At 63.9% G+C, this 20941-nt stretch carries 16 protein-coding genes; 11 read left to right on the top strand and 5 right to left on the bottom strand.

Annotation, left to right across the window (positions count from 1 at the left end; genetic code table 11):
• Window positions 1–78: 78 nt before the first annotated feature.
• The 3 genes from hscA to iscX all read left to right on the top strand — a co-directional run bounded on the left by hscA (window position 79) and on the right by iscX (window position 2627).
• A complete protein-coding gene (gene hscA / locus D0B32_RS23760) occupies window positions 79–1950 on the top strand; it encodes a Fe-S protein assembly chaperone HscA (RefSeq protein ID WP_117336720.1) in 1872 nt (623 codons plus the stop codon).
• 122 nt (window positions 1951–2072) lie between these two features.
• Complete coding sequence (gene fdx / locus D0B32_RS23755; protein WP_117336719.1) at window positions 2073–2414, top strand: ISC system 2Fe-2S type ferredoxin; 342 nt, start codon at window positions 2073–2075, stop codon at window positions 2412–2414.
• Between the two features lie 15 nt (window positions 2415–2429).
• Window positions 2430–2627: a Fe-S cluster assembly protein IscX gene (iscX, locus tag D0B32_RS23750; protein ID WP_117336718.1), complete on the top strand. Its 198-nt coding sequence runs from the start codon at window positions 2430–2432 to the stop codon at window positions 2625–2627.
• Between the two features lie 176 nt (window positions 2628–2803).
• Here iscX and D0B32_RS23745 read toward each other — a convergent pair whose 3' ends face one another.
• The 5 genes from D0B32_RS23745 to D0B32_RS23725 form a co-directional block, all read right to left on the bottom strand.
• On the bottom strand, window positions 2804–3550 hold the full coding sequence (locus tag D0B32_RS23745) for a glycine zipper 2TM domain-containing protein (RefSeq protein WP_117336717.1): 747 nt from the start codon (window positions 3548–3550) through the stop codon (window positions 2804–2806).
• A gap of 359 nt (window positions 3551–3909) precedes the next feature.
• Complete coding sequence (gene lysS, locus D0B32_RS23740; protein WP_117336716.1) at window positions 3910–5436, bottom strand: lysine--tRNA ligase; 1527 nt, start codon at window positions 5434–5436, stop codon at window positions 3910–3912.
• A gap of 294 nt (window positions 5437–5730) precedes the next feature.
• Window positions 5731–6835 (bottom strand): peptide chain release factor 2 gene (gene prfB, locus D0B32_RS23735; RefSeq protein ID WP_117336715.1). Its coding sequence is split into 2 segments (ribosomal slippage): window positions 5731–6753 and window positions 6755–6835, totalling 1104 coding nucleotides; the frame shifts between segments, so codons are not numbered across the junction.
• A gap of 49 nt (window positions 6836–6884) precedes the next feature.
• The gene (gene recJ, locus D0B32_RS23730) at window positions 6885–8591 is read right to left on the bottom strand and encodes a single-stranded-DNA-specific exonuclease RecJ (protein WP_117336714.1); all 1707 of its coding nucleotides are present in this window, start codon (window positions 8589–8591) and stop codon (window positions 6885–6887) included.
• Between the two features lie 100 nt (window positions 8592–8691).
• Window positions 8692–9840, bottom strand: coding sequence for a regulator (locus D0B32_RS23725; protein WP_117336713.1), 1149 nt, complete (start codon window positions 9838–9840; stop codon window positions 8692–8694).
• Between the two features lie 426 nt (window positions 9841–10266).
• Here D0B32_RS23725 and D0B32_RS23720 point away from each other — a divergent pair, with 426 nt between their 5' ends.
• The 8 genes from D0B32_RS23720 to eno all read left to right on the top strand — a co-directional run bounded on the left by D0B32_RS23720 (window position 10267) and on the right by eno (window position 20841).
• The gene (locus tag D0B32_RS23720; RefSeq protein WP_117336712.1) at window positions 10267–11520 is read left to right on the top strand and encodes a lipoprotein-releasing ABC transporter permease subunit; all 1254 of its coding nucleotides are present in this window, start codon (window positions 10267–10269) and stop codon (window positions 11518–11520) included.
• Entirely contained in the window at window positions 11513–12253 is a 741-nt protein-coding gene (gene lolD / locus D0B32_RS23715) for a lipoprotein-releasing ABC transporter ATP-binding protein LolD (RefSeq protein WP_117336711.1), read from the top strand. The genes D0B32_RS23720 and lolD overlap by 8 nt, the downstream gene beginning before the upstream one ends.
• Before the next feature lie 21 nt (window positions 12254–12274).
• Window positions 12275–13063, top strand: coding sequence for a TatD family hydrolase (locus tag D0B32_RS23710; protein WP_117336710.1), 789 nt, complete (start codon window positions 12275–12277; stop codon window positions 13061–13063).
• Between the two features lie 116 nt (window positions 13064–13179).
• Window positions 13180–15864 carry a ComEC/Rec2 family competence protein gene (locus tag D0B32_RS23705; protein ID WP_117336709.1) on the top strand — a complete coding sequence of 895 codons (2685 nt, stop codon included), beginning with the start codon at window positions 13180–13182 and terminating at the stop codon, window positions 15862–15864.
• Between the two features lie 64 nt (window positions 15865–15928).
• Entirely contained in the window at window positions 15929–16732 is an 804-nt protein-coding gene (locus D0B32_RS23700) for an alpha/beta fold hydrolase (protein ID WP_117336708.1), read from the top strand.
• Between the two features lie 141 nt (window positions 16733–16873).
• Window positions 16874–18541, top strand: a complete 1668-nt coding sequence (locus D0B32_RS23695) for a CTP synthase (RefSeq protein ID WP_117336707.1) — start codon at window positions 16874–16876, stop codon at window positions 18539–18541.
• Entirely contained in the window at window positions 18538–19392 is an 855-nt protein-coding gene (gene kdsA, locus D0B32_RS23690; RefSeq protein ID WP_117336706.1) for a 3-deoxy-8-phosphooctulonate synthase, read from the top strand. The genes D0B32_RS23695 and kdsA overlap by 4 nt, the downstream gene beginning before the upstream one ends.
• 165 nt (window positions 19393–19557) lie before the next feature.
• A complete protein-coding gene (eno, locus tag D0B32_RS23685; RefSeq protein WP_117336705.1) occupies window positions 19558–20841 on the top strand; it encodes a phosphopyruvate hydratase in 1284 nt (427 codons plus the stop codon).
• The last annotated feature ends 100 nt before the right edge of the window (window positions 20842–20941 follow it).

The raw sequence follows: 20941 nt of genomic DNA, 5'->3' as shown, positions 1-20941 counted from the left end.
CAGCAGAGTAAAAGCGGCAGCAACCCAGCAACGCGAACCATTCAGGACGGGATCGTACGGTCCCAGAAGAAGATCAAGATGGCTTTACTGCAAATCTCCGAACCCGGCATGGCGCCCGCGCCGCATCAGCGGCGCCTCGCGGTCGGCATCGATCTCGGCACCACCAACTCCCTCGTCGCCGCGGTGCGCAGCGGCGTCCCCGACGTGCTGCCCGACGCGGACGGCCATGTGCTGCTGCCTTCGGTGGTGCGTTACCTTGAAAAGGGTGGACGCCGCATCGGCCGCACGGCCAAGGCCGAAGCGGCGACGGATCCGCGCAACACGATCGTCTCCGTCAAGCGCTTCATGGGCCGTGGCAAGAGCGAGGTGGAAGGCGCCGAGAACGCGCCGTACGACTTCATCGACGCGCCAGGCATGGTGCAGATTCGCACCGTCGACGGCGTGAAAAGCCCGGTCGAAGTGTCAGCGGAAATTCTGGCCACGCTGCGCCAGCGCGCGGAAGACACGCTCGGCGACGATCTGGTCGGCGCCGTCATCACCGTGCCCGCGTATTTCGACGAAGCGCAGCGCCAGGCTACCAAGGACGCCGCGCGTCTGGCGGGCCTGAACGTGCTGCGTCTGCTCAACGAACCCACGGCAGCCGCCATCGCCTACGGACTCGATAACGGTTCGGAAGGCCTGTACGCCGTGTACGACCTCGGCGGCGGCACTTTCGACCTGTCCATCCTGAAGCTCACCAAAGGCGTGTTCGAAGTGCTCGCGGCAGGCGGCGACTCGGCGCTCGGTGGCGACGACTTCGACCATTCGCTGTACCGTCACGTGCTGGAAGAGGCCGGCATCGCACCGCAATCGCTCGCCGCGGAAGACGTGCGCCTGCTGCTGGATAGCGTGCGCGTTGCCAAGGAAGCGCTGTCGGACGGGCCGCAGGCCAGGCTCGTTGCAACGCTTTCGAATGGCGCGCAACTTGATCTGATCATCGACGACGTCACCTTCGAAAAGATCACGCAGGAACTCGTGCAACGCACGCTTGGGCCGACCAAGAAAGCGCTGCGCGACGCCAAGGTCACGACCAAAGAAATCAAGGGTGTGGTGCTGGTGGGCGGCGCGACGCGTATGCCGGTGGTGCGGCGTGCGGTCGAAAAGCTGTTTGGCCAGCCGCCCCTGACCAATCTCAATCCCGACCAGGTGGTCGCGCTCGGCGCGGCCATTCAGGCCGATCTGCTGGCCGGCAACCGCGGCGGCGAGGGTGACGACTGGCTGCTACTCGATGTGATCCCGCTTTCGCTCGGCGTCGAGACGATGGGCGGCCTGACCGAGAAGATCATCCCGCGTAATTCGACTATTCCGGTTGCGCGCGCGCAGGATTTCACGACCTTCAAGGACGGCCAGACGGCGATGGCGATCCACGTCGTGCAGGGCGAACGCGAACTGGTGAGCGACTGCCGCTCGCTCGCGCGTTTCGAACTGCGCGGCATTCCGCCGATGGCCGCCGGCGCCGCGCGTATCCGCGTGACGTATCAGGTCGACGCGGATGGGCTGTTGTCGGTGTTCGCGCGTGAGCAACTGTCGGGCGTGGAAGCATCGGTGGTGGTGAAACCGTCGTACGGTCTCGCCGACGACGATATCGCGAAGATGCTGGAAGACAGCTTCACGACGGCCGAAGTGGACATGCGGGCGCGCGCGCTGCGCGAAGCCCAGGTGGAAGCGCAACGCCTGATCGAAGCCACGGATGCCGCGCTTGCCGCCGACGCCGAACTGCTCGACGACGACGAACGTGCCGCGCTCGATGCGCTCGTCACCGCGTTGCGCGAAGTGGCGCAAAGCAGCGACGCCGACGCTATCGAAGCCGCCACCAAAACGCTCGCCGAAGGCACCGATGAATTCGCCGCCCGGCGCATGAACAAGGGTATCCGCCGCGCGCTCGCCGGGCGCAAGCTCGACGAGATCTGATTCGTCGCGCCGGCACTTCCCTGCAACGAAACACGCGGTGCGCGTCACAAAGCGCGCGCCGCCAGTAAAATGGCAGGCAGCCCGCAAGACCGCTGCCGCGCCCCAGACCGAACGGAATCCGTATGCCTCAAATCGTTGTACTGCCCCACGTCGAACTGTGCCCGGAAGGCGCGGTCATCGATGCTGTGCCGGGCAAGAGCATCTGCGACAATCTGCTGGACCACGGCATCGAAATCGAGCACGCGTGCGAGAAGTCGTGTGCGTGCACGACGTGTCATGTGATCGTGCGTGAGGGCTTCACTGCGCTCACGCCGTCGGAGGAAGAGGAAGACGATCTGCTCGACAAGGCGTGGGGTCTCGAACCCGAATCGCGTCTGTCGTGCCAGGCCCTGGTGCCGGCGGAGCAGGATCTGGTCGTTGAAATCCCGCGTTATTCGATCAATCACGCGAAGGAAAATCACTAACAGGAGCGCGCAGCCATGAAGTGGACCGACACGCAAGACATCGCGATGGCCCTCACCGACAAGCATCCGGACGTGGATCCGCAGCAGGTGCGCTTCACCGATCTGCACCGCTGGGTGACGGAACTGGAGGGTTTCGATGACGACCCGAACCGTTCCAACGAGAAGATCCTCGAAGCGATTCAGGCAGCGTGGATCGAAGACGCGGATTATTGAGCGGTACCGAGCTGCGACGCTGAGTTAGCGTTGCGGCGCGCAAGGCAAAAAAATGGCGATTCCATTGGAATCGCCATTTTTATTTGAGTCAGGCAGTACGAGTGCGCGTCACACCGCTGCGTCGAGCCAGATGAGTGCTACGACGCTGCCTGCGTCATCCTGATCAAAACAAGCCGTTAGCCCGCGACCAGCGCGCCGTTTTCAATACGCACATGTTCGCCCTGCTGGAACGGCGGCGCATCGTGATACGTGAAGTAGCGGTTCTTGCCGCTTTCCATGCGTACGTGCACCGAGTAGGACGTGGTGCTGCGGATATGTTTTTCGACCGAATTACCCGCAAAACCGCCGCCTACGGCACCCAGCACAGTCATTGCGCCACGGCCTACGCCGCCGCCGAACTGGTTACCGACCAGACCGCCGACCACTGCGCCGCCAACTGCGCCGACGCCGGTGCCATGACCTTCCTGACGGACCGCCGAAATGGCCACGACCGTCCCGCAACTCGCGCAGTACGCCGGCTGTTGCGGCGGCTGCTGCGCGTACTGGCCGTTCTGCGCCGGCTGCTGCTGGACATACGGTTGCTGAGCCGGTGCAGGGGCGGGCGGCGCTGCTGACGGCGCGGCCTGAGCCTGTTGCTGCTGAGCCTCAGCCGGTTGCGCGGGCTGCTGGGCCTGCTGCTGTTGAGCGGGCTGTTGCTGCGCATAAGTCGAAGGATTGGCAGGCTGGGAAGAATCGACCACCGCCGGTTGCGTGGCCACCTGCGCGGCCTGAGTCTGATCGTTCTGGGCGCTGCTGCTCGACGCCTTCGTGAACACACCAGTCACGGCCGCTGTGGCGGCCAGGCTGGCGATGATGACGGCGCCTGCCGCGGTCGCGACAAGCGGGTGAATCCGGCGTGGTTGTGTGCTGTTCGGGTTGCTCATGGTGAATCTCCGTCTGAGGCAGAGTCGTCTGTACATTATTAAGACATAGTCTCGGGCCGCGCGTTCGGGCCAAGGTTTCAAGTTGTAACCAAATCTGAAAGCTTGACGAGAGGTGCCGATAGCAACGGTGTAGCAAAGCGCGGTCCAGCTGTACCGGATTGCCGCATGGACGCAGCATGTGCACAGGCATCGTGCACGCCGACCCATGCAGCTTTTACTGATAGTTACAAACCATCGTCAGGCGCGGAGTCATCAGGTGTTCGCGACGCGCGTAGCAGTGAGAACCCGCCAATGAAAACGCCCGGCACAAAGCCGGGCGTTTCATCGTGCAGCCACGCTGCGCTGAATCCTCGAACCGCTCAGTCTTCGCGGCGCAGATGCGGGAACAGGATCACGTCGCGGATGCTCGGGCTGTCAGTGAGCAGCATGACCAGACGGTCGATGCCGATGCCGCAGCCGCCGGCCGGCGGCATGCCGTACTCGAGCGCGCGGATGTAGTCGGCGTCGTAGAACATCGCTTCTTCGTCGCCGGCATCTTTCTGGTCGACCTGCTTCTTGAAGCGCGCGGCCTGGTCTTCCGGATCGTTCAGTTCCGAAAAGCCGTTGGCGATCTCGCGGCCCGTGATGAACAGCTCGAAACGCTCGGTGATGCCGGCCACCTTGTCCGACGCACGCGCGAGCGGCGACACCTCGATCGGGTAGTCGATGATGTAGGTCGGCTCCCACAGTTGCGACTCGGCCGTCTCTTCGAAGAGCGCCAGTTGCAGGGCGCCCACGCCGGCGTTCAGGAACTGCGGCTGCGAAGCATCCACGCCGAACTTCTTCAGTTCGGTACGCAGGAATGCGTCGTCGGCCAGTTGAGCGTCGGTGTATTGCGGCGCGTACTTTTGAATGGCCTGGTTGATCGTCAGACGATGGAACGGCTTCGACAGATCCAGTTCGCGTCCCTGGTAGGTGATCACGCCAGTGCCGCGCGCGTCGATCGCCGCCTGGCGAATCAACTGCTCGGTGAAGTCCATCAGCCACTGATAATCGGTGTACGCCGCGTAGAACTCGATCATCGTGAATTCCGGGTTGTGGCGCACGGAGACGCCCTCGTTACGGAAATTCCGGTTGATCTCGAACACGCGCTCGAAGCCGCCCACCACCAGCCGCTTCAGGTACAGCTCCGGCGCGATGCGCAGGAACATCTGCATATCCAGCGCATTGTGATGCGTGACGAACGGCTTGGCTGCCGCGCCGCCGGGGATTGGGTGCAGCATCGGCGTTTCGACTTCCATGAAGTCGGCGTCGGCCATGAACTTGCGGATCGACGACATTGCCTTGGTGCGCGCAATGAAGGTGTCGCGCGTTTCCGGCGTGACGATCAGATCGACGTAGCGCTGGCGATACTTCATTTCCTGATCGGCGAGGCCGTGGAACTTGTCCGGCAACGGACGCAGCGACTTCGACAGCAGGCGCAGTTCCGTGCAGCGGATCGACAGTTCGCCCTTGTTGGTGCGGAACAGCACGCCGCGCGCCGCCACGATATCGCCCAGGTCCCACTTCTTGAAGGCGTCGTAGGTCGCTTCGCCGACGTCGGCGGGCGTGATGAAGAACTGGATCTGGCCCGAGCCGTCGCGCACGGTGGCGAAGCTGGCCTTGCCCATCACGCGCTTTAGCATCATCCGGCCGGCGAGCGCGACTTGCAGCGGATTGGCTTCGAGCGCTTCCTTGTCCGTTTCCGCGTACTGCTTCTGCAGATCGCCGGCGTGATGAGTGGGGCGGAAGTCGTTCGGATAGGCGACGCCCTGTTCACGCAACTCGCGCAGCTTTTCGCGGCGCTCGGCGATGATCTTGTTGTCGTCCCCCTCGGGCACGGCGTTCGGCTGGATCGGTTCGGTCATGATGGTCTGTTGTTGGGTTGGGCCGCATGCGGCTGGCCCGCATTCGGGTGGCCCGCACTCAGGTAGTACGGCTTCGGTTGGCACGGCCAGTGTTCCGGCGTGCGGGCGAACTGCATTCGGTTCGTCACGCTGGCCTCGTAAAGCCCGGCGCGAGGACAGTGGCAGACGTTAAAGCAGGGTTGGCGCGGCACGTACAGCGCCGCGCCCGTTGTGCTTATTGCGTGCGGAACCCCGAGGTTTCAGGACCACAATCAATCAGTGGCCCGCGGCCCCTCAGGGTCGCTCGCTTTAAGCTTAAATGCCCTGTTTCAGGCTGGCGCTGATGAACGGATCGAGATCGCCATCGAGCACGCTCTTGGTATTGCTGATTTCCACGTTGGTGCGCAGATCCTTGATGCGGCTGTTGTCCAGCACGTACGAGCGGATCTGATGACCCCAACCCACATCGGTCTTGCCTGCTTCGAGCTTGTCCTGCTCGGCCTGACGCTTGCGGATTTCCGCTTCGTACAGACGCGATTTCAGCATGGCCATGGCTTCGGCGCGGTTACGGTGCTGCGAACGGTCGTTCTGGCACTGCACGACGATGCCCGATGGCATGTGCGTGATCCGCACGGCGGAGTCGGTCTTGTTGATGTGCTGACCGCCCGCGCCGGACGCGCGATAGGTGTCGATGCGCAGATCGGCCGGGTTGATGTCCACTTCGATCGAGTCGTCGATCTCCGGGTACACGAACACCGACGAGAACGACGTATGGCGGCCGCCCGACGAATCGAACGGCGACTTGCGCACGAGGCGGTGCACGCCGGTTTCGGTACGCAGAAAGCCGTACGCGTATTCGCCTTCGATCTTGATGGTGGCGTTCTTGATGCCCGCGACGTCGCCGTCGGTCTGCTCCAGCACTTCGGTCTTGAAGCCCTTGCGCTCGCAGTAGCGCAGGTACTGGCGCAGCAGCATCGAGGCCCAGTCGCACGCTTCGGTGCCGCCGGCGCCGGCCTGAATATCGAGGAAGGCGTTGTTCGGATCGGCCGCGTTGGAGAACATGCGGCGGAATTCCATGTCGGCCACGCGTTGTTCCAGAGCCGCCGCGTCGCTTTCGCAGGCAACGAGGGTTTCCTCGTCATCTTCTTCGCGCGCCATGCCGAACAGGTCTTGCGCATCGCGCAGGTCGTTGTCGAGCGAGGTGAGTTTGCCGACCACGTCGTCGAGCAGCTTTTTCTCCCGGCCGAGGGCCTGGGCGTGCTTCGAGTCGTTCCAGACGTTGGGGTCTTCGAGTTCCCGGTTGACTTCGATTAGACGCAGTGCTTTGTCGTCGTAGTCAAAGATACCCCCGTAGCTCGCCCGCGCGACGGCGCAGGTCGGCCAGAGAGGCTTCGATCGCGTTGAGACGTTCCGCTTCCATGTCGATCTTTTGTGGCTTCGTAAAAAGGGCAAATTATAGCCGATCGAGGCTATTCCCCGGCATGCTCCACGATCAACTGCACGCGGGAGACACCATTCCACGTGTCACTGGCGAGCCGGTAGGCGATGGTCGCGCGTGCGGGCAAGGAGTCCGTATGGTTGAACCAGATCGCGTTGAAGCGTTGCCGTCCGCGCAGCAGTTGCAGCTTCAGATGCTTGTCCTTCACGAGCGCCTGCGAGGCGACCTCGAATTCGCCGGAGAACACCGGCGCCGGAAAGCCCTGGCCCCACACGGCCGCGTCGAGCATCTCGACGAATTGCGGCGTGAAATACGCGTCTTCGAGATCGCCGTCGGTTTCGACGACGCGCGCGAGCGCATCGGCGGTGAGCCATTCGCGCCCCACCACCTCGAACGCCGCGGTAAAGCGCGGCAAATCCGCGGCGGCGAGCGTCATGCCCGCGGCCATCGCGTGGCCGCCGAACTTGACGATCAGACCCGGTTCGCGCTTCGAGATCAGATCCAGCGCGTCACGCAGATGGAAGCCCGGGATCGAGCGTCCGGAGCCTTTGACGAGCACGCCGGTCTCGTCAGCGGGCGCGAACGTGAAAGCAGGCCGGTGGAATTTTTCCTTCAACCGCCCTGCGACGATGCCGATTACGCCCTGATGCCAGCCGGCGTTGAAGAGGGTGAGGGTGGCGGCACCGGCCGGGTCGATCGTCGACAGATCGTCGAGCGCCTGCTGCTGCATGCCGGCTTCGATTTCGCGCCGTTCGCGGTTGATCGCGTCGAGTTGCTGCGCGAGTTCCCACGCGCGGCCAATATCGTCGGTGGTGAGGCATTCAATACCCAGCGACATGTCCGACAGCCGGCCCGCCGCGTTCAGGCGCGGACCGAGCGCAAAGCCTAGATCGAAGCCGGAGGCGTTGCGGGCGTCGCGCGCGGCGGCGCGAAACAGCGCGGCGATACCCGGCTGCATCTTGCCCTTGCGGATACGCTGCAAACCTTGTGCGACCAGTACGCGGTTATTGCCGTCCAGCTTGACGACGTCGGCCACCGTGCCGAGCGCGACCAGATCGAGCAGACCGTCGAGGCGCGGCTCGGGGCGCGCGTCGTTGAACGCGCCACGGCGGCGCAGTTCGGCGCGCAGCGCGAGCAGCACGTAGAACATCACGCCGACTCCGGCAATGCATTTGCTCGGGAAGCTGCAACCCGGCTGATTCGGATTGACGATCGCGCGGGCGGCGGGCAATTCGTCGCCGGGAAGATGGTGGTCCGTCACCAGCACGTCGATACCCAACGCGTTGGCCGCCTCCACTCCGTCGACGCTGGCGATGCCGTTATCCACCGTGATCAGCAGATCCGGCTTGCCGGACGCGCTGCGTGCGGCGAGCGCCACGATTTCGGGCGTCAGGCCGTAACCGTATTCAAAGCGGTTCGGCACCAGATAATCGATCCGCGCGCCGAACATGCGCAGGCCGCGCACGGCCACGGCGCAGGCGGTCGCGCCGTCGCAATCGTAATCCGCCACGACCAGCATCTGGCGCTGCGCCTCGAGCGCATCCGCGAGCAGCGTCGCGGCGTCTTCGCAACCTTTCAGGTGAGCGGGCGGCACGAGCCGGGCGAGGCCGGTTTCGATCTCATCGGGCTGACAGACGCCGCGCGCGGCATACAGACGGGCCAGCACCGGATGCAGCCCGTGACGGGTCAGGACTTCAGCGTCGACCGGAGAGCAGGTGCGCGTAACGATTCGAGTCATGCGAGGAGAACGGTGATCATGGGGTGGGACGTGGTCTGAAGCGTGCGTGGCTTCACGAGCGGGGCGGTGCGGTTTATCGTAGGTTTCATGGGCCAGCGCATCATTCGATCAACAGCGAGGCGAGCACGCGCCGCCGCCAGAATTTGCGCAGATCGCCGCGCTTGACGGTGAGCGTCACGGAGCCGGTGTCGCCGCACAGCGTGAGGCCCAGTTCGCCGAGTTGCCCCGCTTCCAGCGCGGCGAGGGCCGGGGCGAACCAGTCAGTCTGCAGGGCGGCGAAGGCGTCGTTCCAGCGGGCCCAGTCCTGCTCGATGAAGGGCGCCGAAAACGGATCGAGTTCGACCAGCGTGACAGCAGTTGAGGGCGCGCCGTCGCGCGCGCCGGCCGGCGCTTTCGTATCTGCTTCGATACCCGCTTTGGCACCGGCGGCGAAGGCTGCATACGAAGCCGGCGGCTGACCGGTTTCGACGCCCGCCGTCATTGCCAGACCGCGCGTAGCGGCGGCGTCGGACAGGACCCGTGCAAACGGGCTCGTCACTGGCTGCGCAACGCCCTGGGCATGAAACCAGATCGAGTTGACCGCGGGCAGGCCGCGCGCTTCGCGGGTTTCGTTGACCGGGTGCTCGAACCAGGCCATCTGCACCTCGTTCTGCAGCTTCATCCAGGCGCGCGAACGTTCACCGGTATGCGCTTCGTGGGGCAACCAGATTTCGATGTTGCGGCCGCTCGCGCGTAGCGGCGAGGCGCCCGCGAGCGTGCCGAACGCGTCACTGGACAGATACCAGCGCTGCGGCTTCGGCGCGACGATGCGCACACCGAGTTCCTCGATCAGCGGACGCGCCACGTCGAGCAAGGCCGCTGCTTCCGCGTCGGTCAGTTCGAGCGCCGCGGGGTCGATCAGCACCAGATGATCATGCGCAATCCGCACGTGCACCGGCTGGATGCAGGCCCAGATCGCGGCGCCCGGCTCGCCGCCGTCGGCGCGCAACATGTAGGGGGCGAGGGGCGCTTCGTCGGCTGCGGCGGCGGTGCGGGGGACGGCGCCGAACTGGCGCGCCACCCAGCGCTCGTGCGGCAGCGTGCGCTGGAAGTCCTCGCCGATCACCTGCTCGACGAGCGTGGCCCGCGCGACCAGTCGGTCGAGGGCCGGGCTGTCGATGCCATGCAGCGCGGTGGAGGCGTCGGCTGCGGCGGGCAGCGCGAAGGGCAGAAGGAGGTGAAGACGGTTGGCGTGCATGATGCTGCGCATTGTATGGCAAACTTCGCGCTTGATTGCTGATGGATGGGGCGGCGGTTTTGTGGTTGCCCCGGGTTTGTCTGCGCGGCCGGTATTGCCCGTCCCAAGGACGGACAAGGGCCGGCAAGGGCGGTAAGCGCCGTGGCATGGGCCACACCGGAACCATCTGCCGCCGTCCGACACCAACGCTCAGGGCCCTGTGCGTGTGCCGTGCATGTGCGGTTGAGAAGCCACCGGGGCGAATGACTTCCGCCGCGCAGCCAGCGAATAAGGTCGGCAGCGGGTCGAAACAGCCCGCCCAGCAGGAACGAACGTAATCAGAACACAATCAGGCCGTAAAACAGGCTAAAAGACCTCTAAAAAGGGCTAAAAGAGGGCAGGAGAGTGCCCGGTCATGGTGGCAGTGCATGCCATCGCAGAACGCAGAAAAGGATTCGCTTGAAATTTCCCTACGAATGGCAGATTGGCTGGCGCTACACGCGCGCCGGCAAACGCACGACCGGCAACGGCTTCATCTCGTTCATCGCGCTCGTTTCGATGTCCGGCATTGCGCTGGGCGTCGCGGCGCTGATCGTCGTGCTCTCGGTGATGAACGGCTTCCAGAAGGAAGTGCGCGACCGCATGCTGTCGGTGCTCGCGCACGTCGAGATCTTCTCGCCGACCGGTTCGATGCCCAACTGGCAGTTGACGGCCAAGGAAGCGCGCCAGAACAAGGAAGTGATTGGCGCCGCGCCGTACGTCGATGCGCAGGCGCTGCTCACGCGCCAGGACGCCGTGAGCGGCGTCGCGTTGCGCGGCGTGGATCCGGCGCTCGAACCGCAGGTGTCCGACATCTATAAGGAAATGAAGGGCGGCCAGTTGACCGACCTGAAGCCTGGCGAATTCGGCATCGTGCTCGGCACCGATCTCGCAGCCAATCTCGGCGTGATGGTCGGCGACAAGATCACCCTCGTCGCGCCGGAGGGCACGATTACGCCAGCCGGGATGCTGCCGCGTCTGAAGCAGTTCACGGTGGTGGGCATCTTCGAGTCCGGCCACTACGAATACGACAGTACGCTCGCGCTGATCAACATTCAGGACGCGCAGGTGCTGTTCCGGCTGCCGGCGCCCACGGGCGTGCGGCTGCGTCTGAAAGACATGCAGCGGGCGCCGGAGGTCGCGCATCAACTCGCGCGCACGCTTTCCGGTGATCTTTACATTCGCGACTGGACCCAGCAGAACAAAACCTGGTTCTCGGCGGTGCAGATCGAAAAACGCATGATGTTCATTATCCTGACGCTGATCATCGCGGTGGCGGCGTTCAATCTGGTGTCGTCGTTGGTGATGACAGTGACCAACAAGCAGGCGGACATCGCCATCCTGCGCACGCTCGGTGCGCAGCCGGGCTCGATCATGAAGATTTTCGTCGTGCAGGGTGTGACGATCGGCTTTATCGGCACGGCGACCGGTGTGGCGCTGGGCTGTCTGATTGCGTGGAGCATTCCGTGGCTCGTGCCGATGATCGAGCATCTGTTGGGTGTGCAATTCCTGCCGCCCTCGGTGTACTTCATCAGCGAGCTGCCATCGGAACTGGTGCCGGGCGACGTGATCAAGATCGGTGTGATCGCGTTCGTGCTGGCGTCGCTGGCTACGCTCTATCCGAGCTGGCGCGGCGCGAAGGTCCGTCCTGCGGAGGCGCTGCGTTATGAATGATCGTCTGGAATCCAAAGCGGTGGGTCAGGATGGCGCGCTGCATCCGTACGTCCTCGAAGCCACCGGCATCTCGAAGTCGTTCATTCAGGGCGGCCTGAACGTGCAGGTGCTCAACAACACGCAACTCTCGGTGCGTCGTGGCGAGAAGCTCGCCATCGTCGGCGCGTCGGGCTCGGGCAAGAGCACGCTGCTGCACGTACTCGGTGGCCTCGACGATCCGAGCGCGGGTCAGGTCTCAGTGCTGGGCAAACCGTTCACCAAACTCTCCGAGCGTGAGCGCAACGATCTGCGTAATCGCGCGCTGGGTTTCGTCTATCAGTTTCACCATCTGCTCGCGGAATTCACCGCACTCGACAACGTCGCGATGCCGCTGCGGATTCGCCGTGTTCCCACAGATGAAGCACGCCGCACGGCGCTCGCCACGCTCGAACGCGTCGGTCTTGCACACCGCGCGAAGCATCGTCCGGGCGAGTTGTCCGGCGGCGAACGGCAGCGCGTGGCGATTGCGCGCGCGCTGGTGACCAATCCGGCCTGCGTGCTGGCGGACGAACCCACGGGCAACCTGGACGGCGGCACGGCGGATACGGTGTTCAACCTGATGCTGGAACTGTCGCGCACCTTCGACACCAGTTTCGTGATCGTCACGCACGATCCGGATCTCGCGGCGCGCTGCGACCGCACGATGCGTCTGCGTGACGGCGTGCTGTACGAAGAGCCGACCGTACCGGTGTAACTTCCTTCCCCGAGGCCGCGCATGTGGATCGACACACACTGCCATCTCGACGCGTCGGAGTTCGACGCGGATCGTGACGCAGTCGCCGCGGCCGCCGTGGAGGTGGGGGTGGGGCGCATCGTGATTCCCGGTGTGGCGCGCGAAAATTTCGCGACGGTGCGCGAGCTGGCGCATCGGGTGCGCGGCGGTGCATACGCGCTGGGGATTCACCCGCTCTTCACGCCGCGCGCCGAGGACGGCGATCTCGACGCATTGCGCATGGAGATCGAAGCGAGTCTCGACGACCCGCTCTTCGTCGGCCTGGGTGAGATCGGGCTCGATTACTTCGTGCCGGGCCTCGACGACGATCGTCAGCAATTCTTCTACAACGAGCAGCTCAAGCTCGCACACGAATTCAACTTGCCGGTGATCTGCCATGTGCGCAAATCGCAGGATCAGGTGCTGAAGGGCTTGCGCAGGCACGCCGTGCACAGCGGCATCGCCCATGCGTTCAATGGCAGTTTTCAGCAGGCCCAGGCGTTCATCGATCACGGCATGCATCTGGGTTTCGGCGGCAATCTCACGTTCGAGCGCGCGCTGCAAATTCGCCGTCTCGCCACCCAACTGCCTCTCGATGCGCTGGTCGTCGAAACCGACGCGCCCGACATCGCCCCTTCCTGGCTGTATCGCCAGCGCAATACGCCCGATCAGATTCCCGCCATCGGCGCGGGCCTCGCGCAACTGCGCGGCATCGATCTGGATGAGCTTGCCATAGGCACAACGGCTAACGCTCACGCTGCGCTGCCCCGGCTCGCGCTTTCCTCTGCATAATCGTTCCCGTGTGTCGCGCCGGGCGCATCACGCGTCCGGCAGTCCTGTTCGTCTACCAAAGCTGACCTGATCGCATGCTCCGTTTGCGGCCGGTTGACGGGTAGAAGGGAGGGCGCATGCGGCCAGTGTGGTGCGGATTTGTGTTGGGTGTCATTGGGTTGCAGCAGCAGGCGGCGTTGCCACGTTGGCGAGGCTGGTTAGTGCTTTGCCTGCTCGGAGCGACGGCGCTTGCCGCGGCCGGTTGGGGCTTGCGTGGTGAACGCGGGCGCGTGCGTTTAATGAGTGGTTGGTGCGCGCTGTGGCTCGCAGCAGGATGCGCAGGGTTTGGCTACGCTGCGTGGCGTGCGGACATGCGACTCGCCTATAACCTGCCAACCGAATGGGAAGGGCGTGACCTGCAAGTCAGTGGCGCCATTCGCGGCTTGCCCTCTCATGACGACAAGGGCGCCCGTTTTCTATTCGACGTCGAATCCGTCACCCCGCCGTTAATCCATTTTCCGCGCACGCTGCAACTGTCGTGGATCGATCAGAGAGGCGCCGCGCCGCCACCCTTGCTCGAACCAGGCGCGCGCTGGCGTTTCAACGTGCGGCTCAAACGCGCGCACGGCAATGCCAACGAGGGCGTGCGTGATGCCGAAGCGGCCTTGCTGGCGCGCAACGTCCGCGCCACCGGTTACGTGAACGTGCCGACGACGGCGCAACGGCTCGAAGGCTATGCAAGCGGCCCCGCTGTCTGGGTGGATCGCTGGCGCGCCGCGTTGCGCGAAAGAATTGATGCGGTGCTGGCCGACGCGCCGCATCGCGGTATCGTCGTGGCGCTTGCGGTGGGTGCGCAGGACGAAGTCAGTGCCGCCGACTGGGCCTTGATGCGCAGCACCGGCACGAGTCATCTGGTGGCGATCTCGGGGCTGCATATCGGCTTCGTCGCGGGTCTCGCAGCATGGCTCGTCGGTGCGTGGTGGCGGCGCTCGGGTTTCATCGGCCGCCACTGGCCGCTATGGATGCCGGCGCAGAAGGTCGCGATATCAGCGGGTGCGTTGTTCGCCGCGATGCATGCCGCGCTCGCGGGCTTCAACCTGCCCGCGCAGCGCGCGTTGTGGATGGCGGGTGTGGTGGCGCTGGCATTCGTCAGTGGGCGCACAGTGGCGCTCTCAGTGGTGCTTGCATGGGCGCTCGGTCTGGTGGTGCTGCTCGATCCATGGGCGGTGCTGGCGGCGGGCTTCTGGCTGTCGTTCTGCGCGGTGGCAGCGATCCTGTATGCGATGTCGGGGCGTCCGCGCGTGCTGGATGACGCCCAGCGCGATGACGCGAAAGCGGCCTTCGCACTGCAAGGAGGGGGCGCTCTCGATGACGCTGCTTCGCGGCAAGCACGCGCCGCTGCTGCCGTCCTCGTTTGGTTGCGTGCAGCATCGCGGCGCTTGATAGAACGCGTGCGTAGCGCCGCTCACGTGCAGATGGCCATCACGCTCGCGCTCGCACCCTTGACGGTGTACTGGTTCTGGCAGATTCCGCTCGTTGGACCGTTGGCTAACGCGTTCGCGATTCCGTGGGTCAGTCTGCTGGTAACGCCCGCCGTGCTGGCCGGCGTCGCGCTGCCCCAGCCATTGGACGCCCATGCGTTTCACCTCGCGCATGAGCTGCTCGTATGGCTCGTCACGGCCCTGCAGAAGGCGTCGGGTCCAGCATGGACGTTGTGGCGCCTGCCGCAGCCAGGTGTCTGGCCGCTCGCGGCCGCTGCGGTCGGCGTGGTCTGGTGCCTCGCGCCGCGCGGCTGGCCGTTGCGCTGGGCCGCGCCGCTCACGTGGCTGCCGCTGCTGTGGCCCGCGCCCGCCGCGCCGGCGCCGGGCGCGTTCCGGCTGACGGCGCTCGACATCGGGCAGGGCTCGTCCATCCTGGTTGAAACCACCCACCACAGCTTGCTGTTCGACGCGGGACCGGGTCCGGAATCGACGCATGCGGGCGAGCGCGTCGTGGTGCCGTATCTGCAGGCGCACGGCGTGTCCACACTGGATACGATGGTGATCAGCCATGCGGATTCGGACCACTCGGGTGGCGCGCCTGCCGTGCTGGAGGGCGTGCAGGTGCGGCAACTGCTCGCCGCGCTGGCGCCGTCCAACGCGCTGTGGGCGAAAGCAAAAGCGAGCGGGGCGCAGACGGTGCCGTGCGCGGCCGGCCAGCATTGGCAATGGGATGGCGTGGATTTCACCCTGCTGTGGCCTGATGCGGGACCGCTGCAAGGCAAGCCGAACGATCACTGTTGTGTGTTGCGTGTCAGCACGGCGGGGCAGCGTGGGGGTGAAGGCCACCGAAGCGCGGAAGGCACGGCAGATTCAGTAAGTACGACGAGCGCAGCGAGTACGGCAACTACGCCACCGCCTCTCGTGGCGCTGCTTGCCGCTGACATCGAAGCGCCGCAGGAGCGCATTCTGCTGGCCCGCAATCGCGACGCCTTGCGTGCCCAGATATTGGTCGTGCCGCATCACGGCAGCAGGACATCTTCGACCGAGCCGTTCCTCGACTCTATCGAGCCGCTCATTGCGGTATTTCAGGTAGGCTATCGCAACCGTTTTCACCACCCCAACCCCGGAGTCTTCGAGCGCTATCTGGCGCGGCACATCGAACTGACACGCAGCGACGAGGACGGCGCCGTGCAAATCGTGGCGGAGGGCGCGCTGACGCAAGACGGCGCGGCGCATAGCGAACCCGCAGCAGGCGCTACGGCGCCAAATGCAACCGGACCCACGGCAACGCTCACGCTCGAACGCTACCACACTGCGCATCACCGGTACTGGATGGATTGAAGAAAGCCACGGCGCAACCCGCCGTGCGCTTCGAACAACAGAATCAGGAACGGAGACAGCAGCATTGAAAAACATCATTCACTTCTCGCACGCGAACGGTTTTCCCGCGTCCACTTACCGGACCATCTTCGCCGAACTGGCCGACGACTACGACGTGCGTTTCATCGAGCGCATCGGTCACGACGTACGCTTTCCCGTCACGCAGGACTGGCCGCATCTGGTGGAACAACTGCTGGACGACATCAGCCGCTCGTATGAGCAGCCGGTCTGGCTGCTCGGTCATTCACTGGGCGGGTATCTGTCCTTGATGGCGGCGCTCAAGAAACCGCAGTGGGTGCGCGGCGTGGTGATGCTCGATTCGCCGGTGATCGCCGGCTGGCGCAGCAGCATGCTGCGCGTGTCGCAATGGACGGGACTCGACGAGCGCCTTTCGCCCGCGGCGGCCACCCGTTCGCGCCGCACGCAATGGGCGAGCCGCGACGAAGCATGGCGGCACTTCCACTCGAAACCCGCGTTCGCCCGCTGGGACGAACGGATGTTGTCCGACTATATCGACTTCGGCATTCCGCAGTCCTCGCCGGATGGCTCGCGCGCGCTTGCCTTCGACCGGCGCACTGAATACCGGATCTACAAGACCTTGCCGCATACGCTCGGTTCGCGGCTCGCACGCGGCGCGCCGGTGCCGGTGGGCTTCATCGCCGGAACGCATTCGAAGGAAATCCGTCAGGCCGGGCTCGAAGCCACCCGCCGTGTAACAGGCACCCATCTGGAATGGATCGAAGGCAGCCATCTGTTCCCTATGGAAAAGCCGCTCGAAACCGTGCGCGCGGTGCAAAGGATGTTGCGCGAACTCGAACGCAGCGAGTGACATAGCCGCTACCACGCATGGATGACAGGGCAGTGCAATGCCGGGCAAAAAACGGTGCGGGATCGGTGCGTGCGTCGCGCATTTCGCTGGGTTGAGACCCTGCTTTACGGTATAATCCGTTTTTCCCGCGAGCATCCAGCGATGACCAAATATGTTTTCGTCACCGGCGGCGTAGTTTCTTCCCTCGGCAAGGGTATTGCCGCCGCTTCCCTCGCCGCGATCCTCGAATCGCGCGGTCTCAAAGTCACCCTCCTCAAGCTCGATCCCTACATCAATGTCGACCCCGGCACGATGAGCCCGTTTCAACACGGCGAAGTGTTCGTGACGGAAGACGGAGCGGAGACGGACCTCGACCTCGGCCACTATGAGCGCTTCATCAGCACGAAGATGCGCAAGGCCAACAACTTCACCACGGGCCAGATTTATGAATCGGTGATCCGCAAGGAACGCCGCGGCGATTATCTGGGCAAGACCGTGCAGGTGATCCCGCACATCACGAACGAAATCCAGGCGTTCGTCGAACGTGGCGCTGCGTCGGCCACGTGCGGCGAGCCGGACGTCGCCATCGTCGAAGTGGGCGGCACCGTGGGTGACATCGAATCGCTGCCGTTTCTCGAAGCCGCGCGTCAGATGAGCCTGCGCCTTGGCCGCAACAGCGCGTGCTTCGTGCACCTGACGCTGGTGCCCTGGGTCGCCACGGCCGGCGAACTGAAAACCAAGCCTACCCAGCACAGCGTGCAGAAGCTGCGCGAGATCGGTATCTCGCCGCACGTGCTGCTGTGCCGCGCCGACCGCCGCATTCCGGACGACGAGCGCGCCAAGATCTCGATGTTCTCCAACGTCCCGGAAGACGCGGTGATCTCCGTGTGGGACGCGGACAGCATCTACAAGATTCCGCAAATGCTGCACGACCAGGGCATGGACGCGATCGTCTGCGAAGAGCTCAAGCTCACGCCGAAGCCCGCTGACCTGTCCATCTGGTCGGAAATGGTCGAGAAGCTCGAACATCCGAAGCACGAAGTCACGATCGGCATGGTCGGCAAGTACGTGGACCTCACCGAGTCGTACAAGTCGCTGATCGAAGCGCTGCGCCATGCGTCGATTCATACTTCGACCAAGGTCAACATCGAATACATCGATTCGGAAGAAGTCGAGACGCAAGGCGTCGACAGCCTCAAGCATCTGGATGCGGTACTCGTGCCGGGCGGCTTCGGCCGTCGCGGCACCGAAGGCAAGATCGCTGCAATCCGTTATGCACGCGAAGCGAAGGTGCCGTACCTCGGCATCTGCCTCGGCATGCAGCTCGCCGTGATCGAATTCGCGCGTGACGTGGTGGGCCTGAAGGACGCCAACAGCACCGAGTTCGACCAGAACACGCCGAACCGCGTGGTTGCGTTGATCACCGAGTGGTACGACCGTGACGGCCGCGTCGAAAAGCGCACCGAAGAGTCGGACCTCGGCGGCACGATGCGTCTCGGTTCGCAACGTTGCCCGATCAAACCCGGCACGATGGCCGAAGAGATCTACGGCAAGGACGTGAACGAGCGTCACCGTCACCGTTATGAAGTCAACAACCGCTTCGTGCCGCAACTCGAAGCGGGCGGCCTCGTGATCAGCGCGCGCACGCCGAGCGAAGATCTGCCGGAAATGATGGAACTGCCGCGCAGCATGCACCCGTGGTTCGTCGGCGTGCAATTCCACCCGGAATTCACTTCGACGCCGCGTGACGGTCATCCGCTCTTCAAGTCGTTTGTCGAAGCGGCGCTGGCGCATCAACTGCAAATGTCGAGCGTCGAGGAGAAAGCATGAAACTGGGCGATTTCGACATCGGACTGGACAAGCCGTTTTTCCTGATCGCAGGCACCTGTGTGGTCGAATCGGAGCAGATGACGATCGACACCGCCGGGCGTCTGAAGGAAATCTGCGCGAAGCTGAACATCCCGTTCATCTACAAATCGTCGTACGACAAGGCCAACCGCAGCAGCGGCAAGTCGTTTCGCGGTCTGGGCATGGACGAAGGTTTGCGCATTCTGTCGGAAGTGAAGCGGCAACTGGGCGTGCCGGTTCTGACGGACGTGCACAGCGAGTCCGAGATCGAACAGGTCGCTTCCGTGGTGGACGTGCTGCAAACGCCCGCGTTTCTGTGCCGTCAAACCGATTTCATCCATGCCTGCGCGCGTTCGGGCAAACCGGTCAATATCAAGAAGGGCCAGTTTCTCGCGCCGCACGACATGAAAAACGTCATCGACAAGGCGCGTGAGGCTGCGCGAGAAGCCGGTCTTTCCGAAGACCGCTTCATGGCGTGCGAGCGCGGCGTGTCGTTCGGCTATAACAACCTCGTGTCGGACATGCGCTCGCTGGCCATCATGCGCGAAACCGGCGCGCCGGTTGTCTTCGATGCCACCCACTCGGTGCAGTTGCCGGGCGGTCAGGGCACCAGCTCGGGCGGTCAGCGCGAGTTCGTGCCGGTACTCGCGCGCGCCGCAGTAGCAACGGGCGTGGCGGGGCTCTTCATGGAAACCCATCCGAAGCCGGCGGAAGCCAAGTCGGATGGCCCGAACGCCGTGCCGCTGCATCGCATGGCCGACCTGCTCGAAACGTTGCTGACGCTCGATCAGGCGGTGAAGCGCGCGCCGTTCCTTGAAAGCGACTTCAACTGATGCTGTTCCATGCGCTGTACCAGGTCACGAGCCGTATTGACCGGGACAGCGCGTCTGCTTATCGTTCGAACCCAATGGTCGTCGAAAGTGTCCGGTTAGAGGCGCAGCTTCGTACGCCGGACGCTGTTTCACCGTAAGAATCCAACGTCATTTCTTGAGGAAACCATGAGTGCTATCGTAGATATCATCGGTCGGGAGATTCTCGATTCGCGAGGCAACCCCACCGTCGAATGTGACGTGCTGCTCGAATCGGGCACGATGGGCCGCGCTGCGGTGCCGTCGGGTGCATCGACGGGTTCGCGCGAAGCCATCGAACTGCGCGACGGTGAAACCGGCCGCTACGGCGGCAAGGGCGTGTTGAAGGCGGTCGAGCACATCAACACGGAAATCTCCGAGGCGATCATGGGCCTCGACGCTTCCGAGCAGGCTTTCCTCGACAAGACGCTGCTGGAACTCGACGGCACGGACAACAAGTCGCGTCTCGGCGCCAACGCCATGCTGGCTGTTTCGATGGCCGTGGCCAAGGCCGCCGCTGAAGAGGCCGGCCTGCCGCTGTACCGCTACTTCGGCGGCTCGGGCGCGATGCAACTGCCGGTGCCGATGATGAACATCGTCAACGGTGGCGCGCACGCCAACAACAGCCTGGACATCCAGGAATTCATGATCGTGCCGGTCAGCCAGCCGACCTTCCGCGAAGCACTGCGTTGCGGCGCCGAAGTGTTCCACGCGCTGAAGAAGATCCTGAGCGATCGCGGCATGAGCACGGCAGTGGGCGACGAGGGCGGTTTCGCACCGAACTTCGGTAGCAACGAAGAGTGTCTCTCCACGGTCGTACAGGCTATCGAGAAAGCCGGCTACCGTGCCGGTGAAGACGTGCTGCTGGCGCTCGACTGCGCAGCGAGTGAGTTCTATCACGACGGCAAGTACCAGTTGGCGGGCGAAGGCCTGCAACTGTCGTCGACGGAATTCGCGGACTACCTCGGCGCGCTCGCCGACAAATTCCCGATCGTGTCGATCGAAGACGGCATGCACGAAAGCGACTGGGCCGGCTGGAAAGTCCTCACCGAAAAGCTCGGCAAGAAGATCCAGCTGGTGGGCGACGACCTGTTCGTCACCAACACGCGCATCCTGAAGGAAGGCATTGAGAAGGGCATCGCCAACTCGATCCTGATCAAGATCAACCAGATCGGTACGCTCACGGAAACCTTCGCCGCCATCGAAATGGCCAAGCGCGCCGGTTACACGGCCGTGATCTCGCACCGTTCGGGCGAAACCGAAGATTCGACCATCGCGGATATCGCGGTCGGCCTGAACGCCGGTCAGATCAAGACGGGTTCCCTCTCGCGCAGCGACCGTATCTCCAAATACAATCAGTTGCTGCGTATTGAAGAGGATCTGGGCGATATCGCGAGCTACCCGGGCAAGTCGGCGTTCTACAATCTGCGTTGAACGCCCGTCTTGACCACCGGGCTTGACCATTGAGCCGGTTATCCTTCGTTTTTGATTCAGCACGCCGCCCTGCGTATAGCGCAGGGCGGCGTGTATTTAT

The sequence above is a fragment of the Paraburkholderia sp. DHOC27 genome, from assembly GCF_003429005.1.
Classification (GTDB): Bacteria; Pseudomonadota; Gammaproteobacteria; order Burkholderiales; family Burkholderiaceae; genus Paraburkholderia.
The sequence above is the reverse complement of the archived record's forward strand: the minus strand, read 5'-3'. Positions and strand labels throughout refer to the sequence as shown.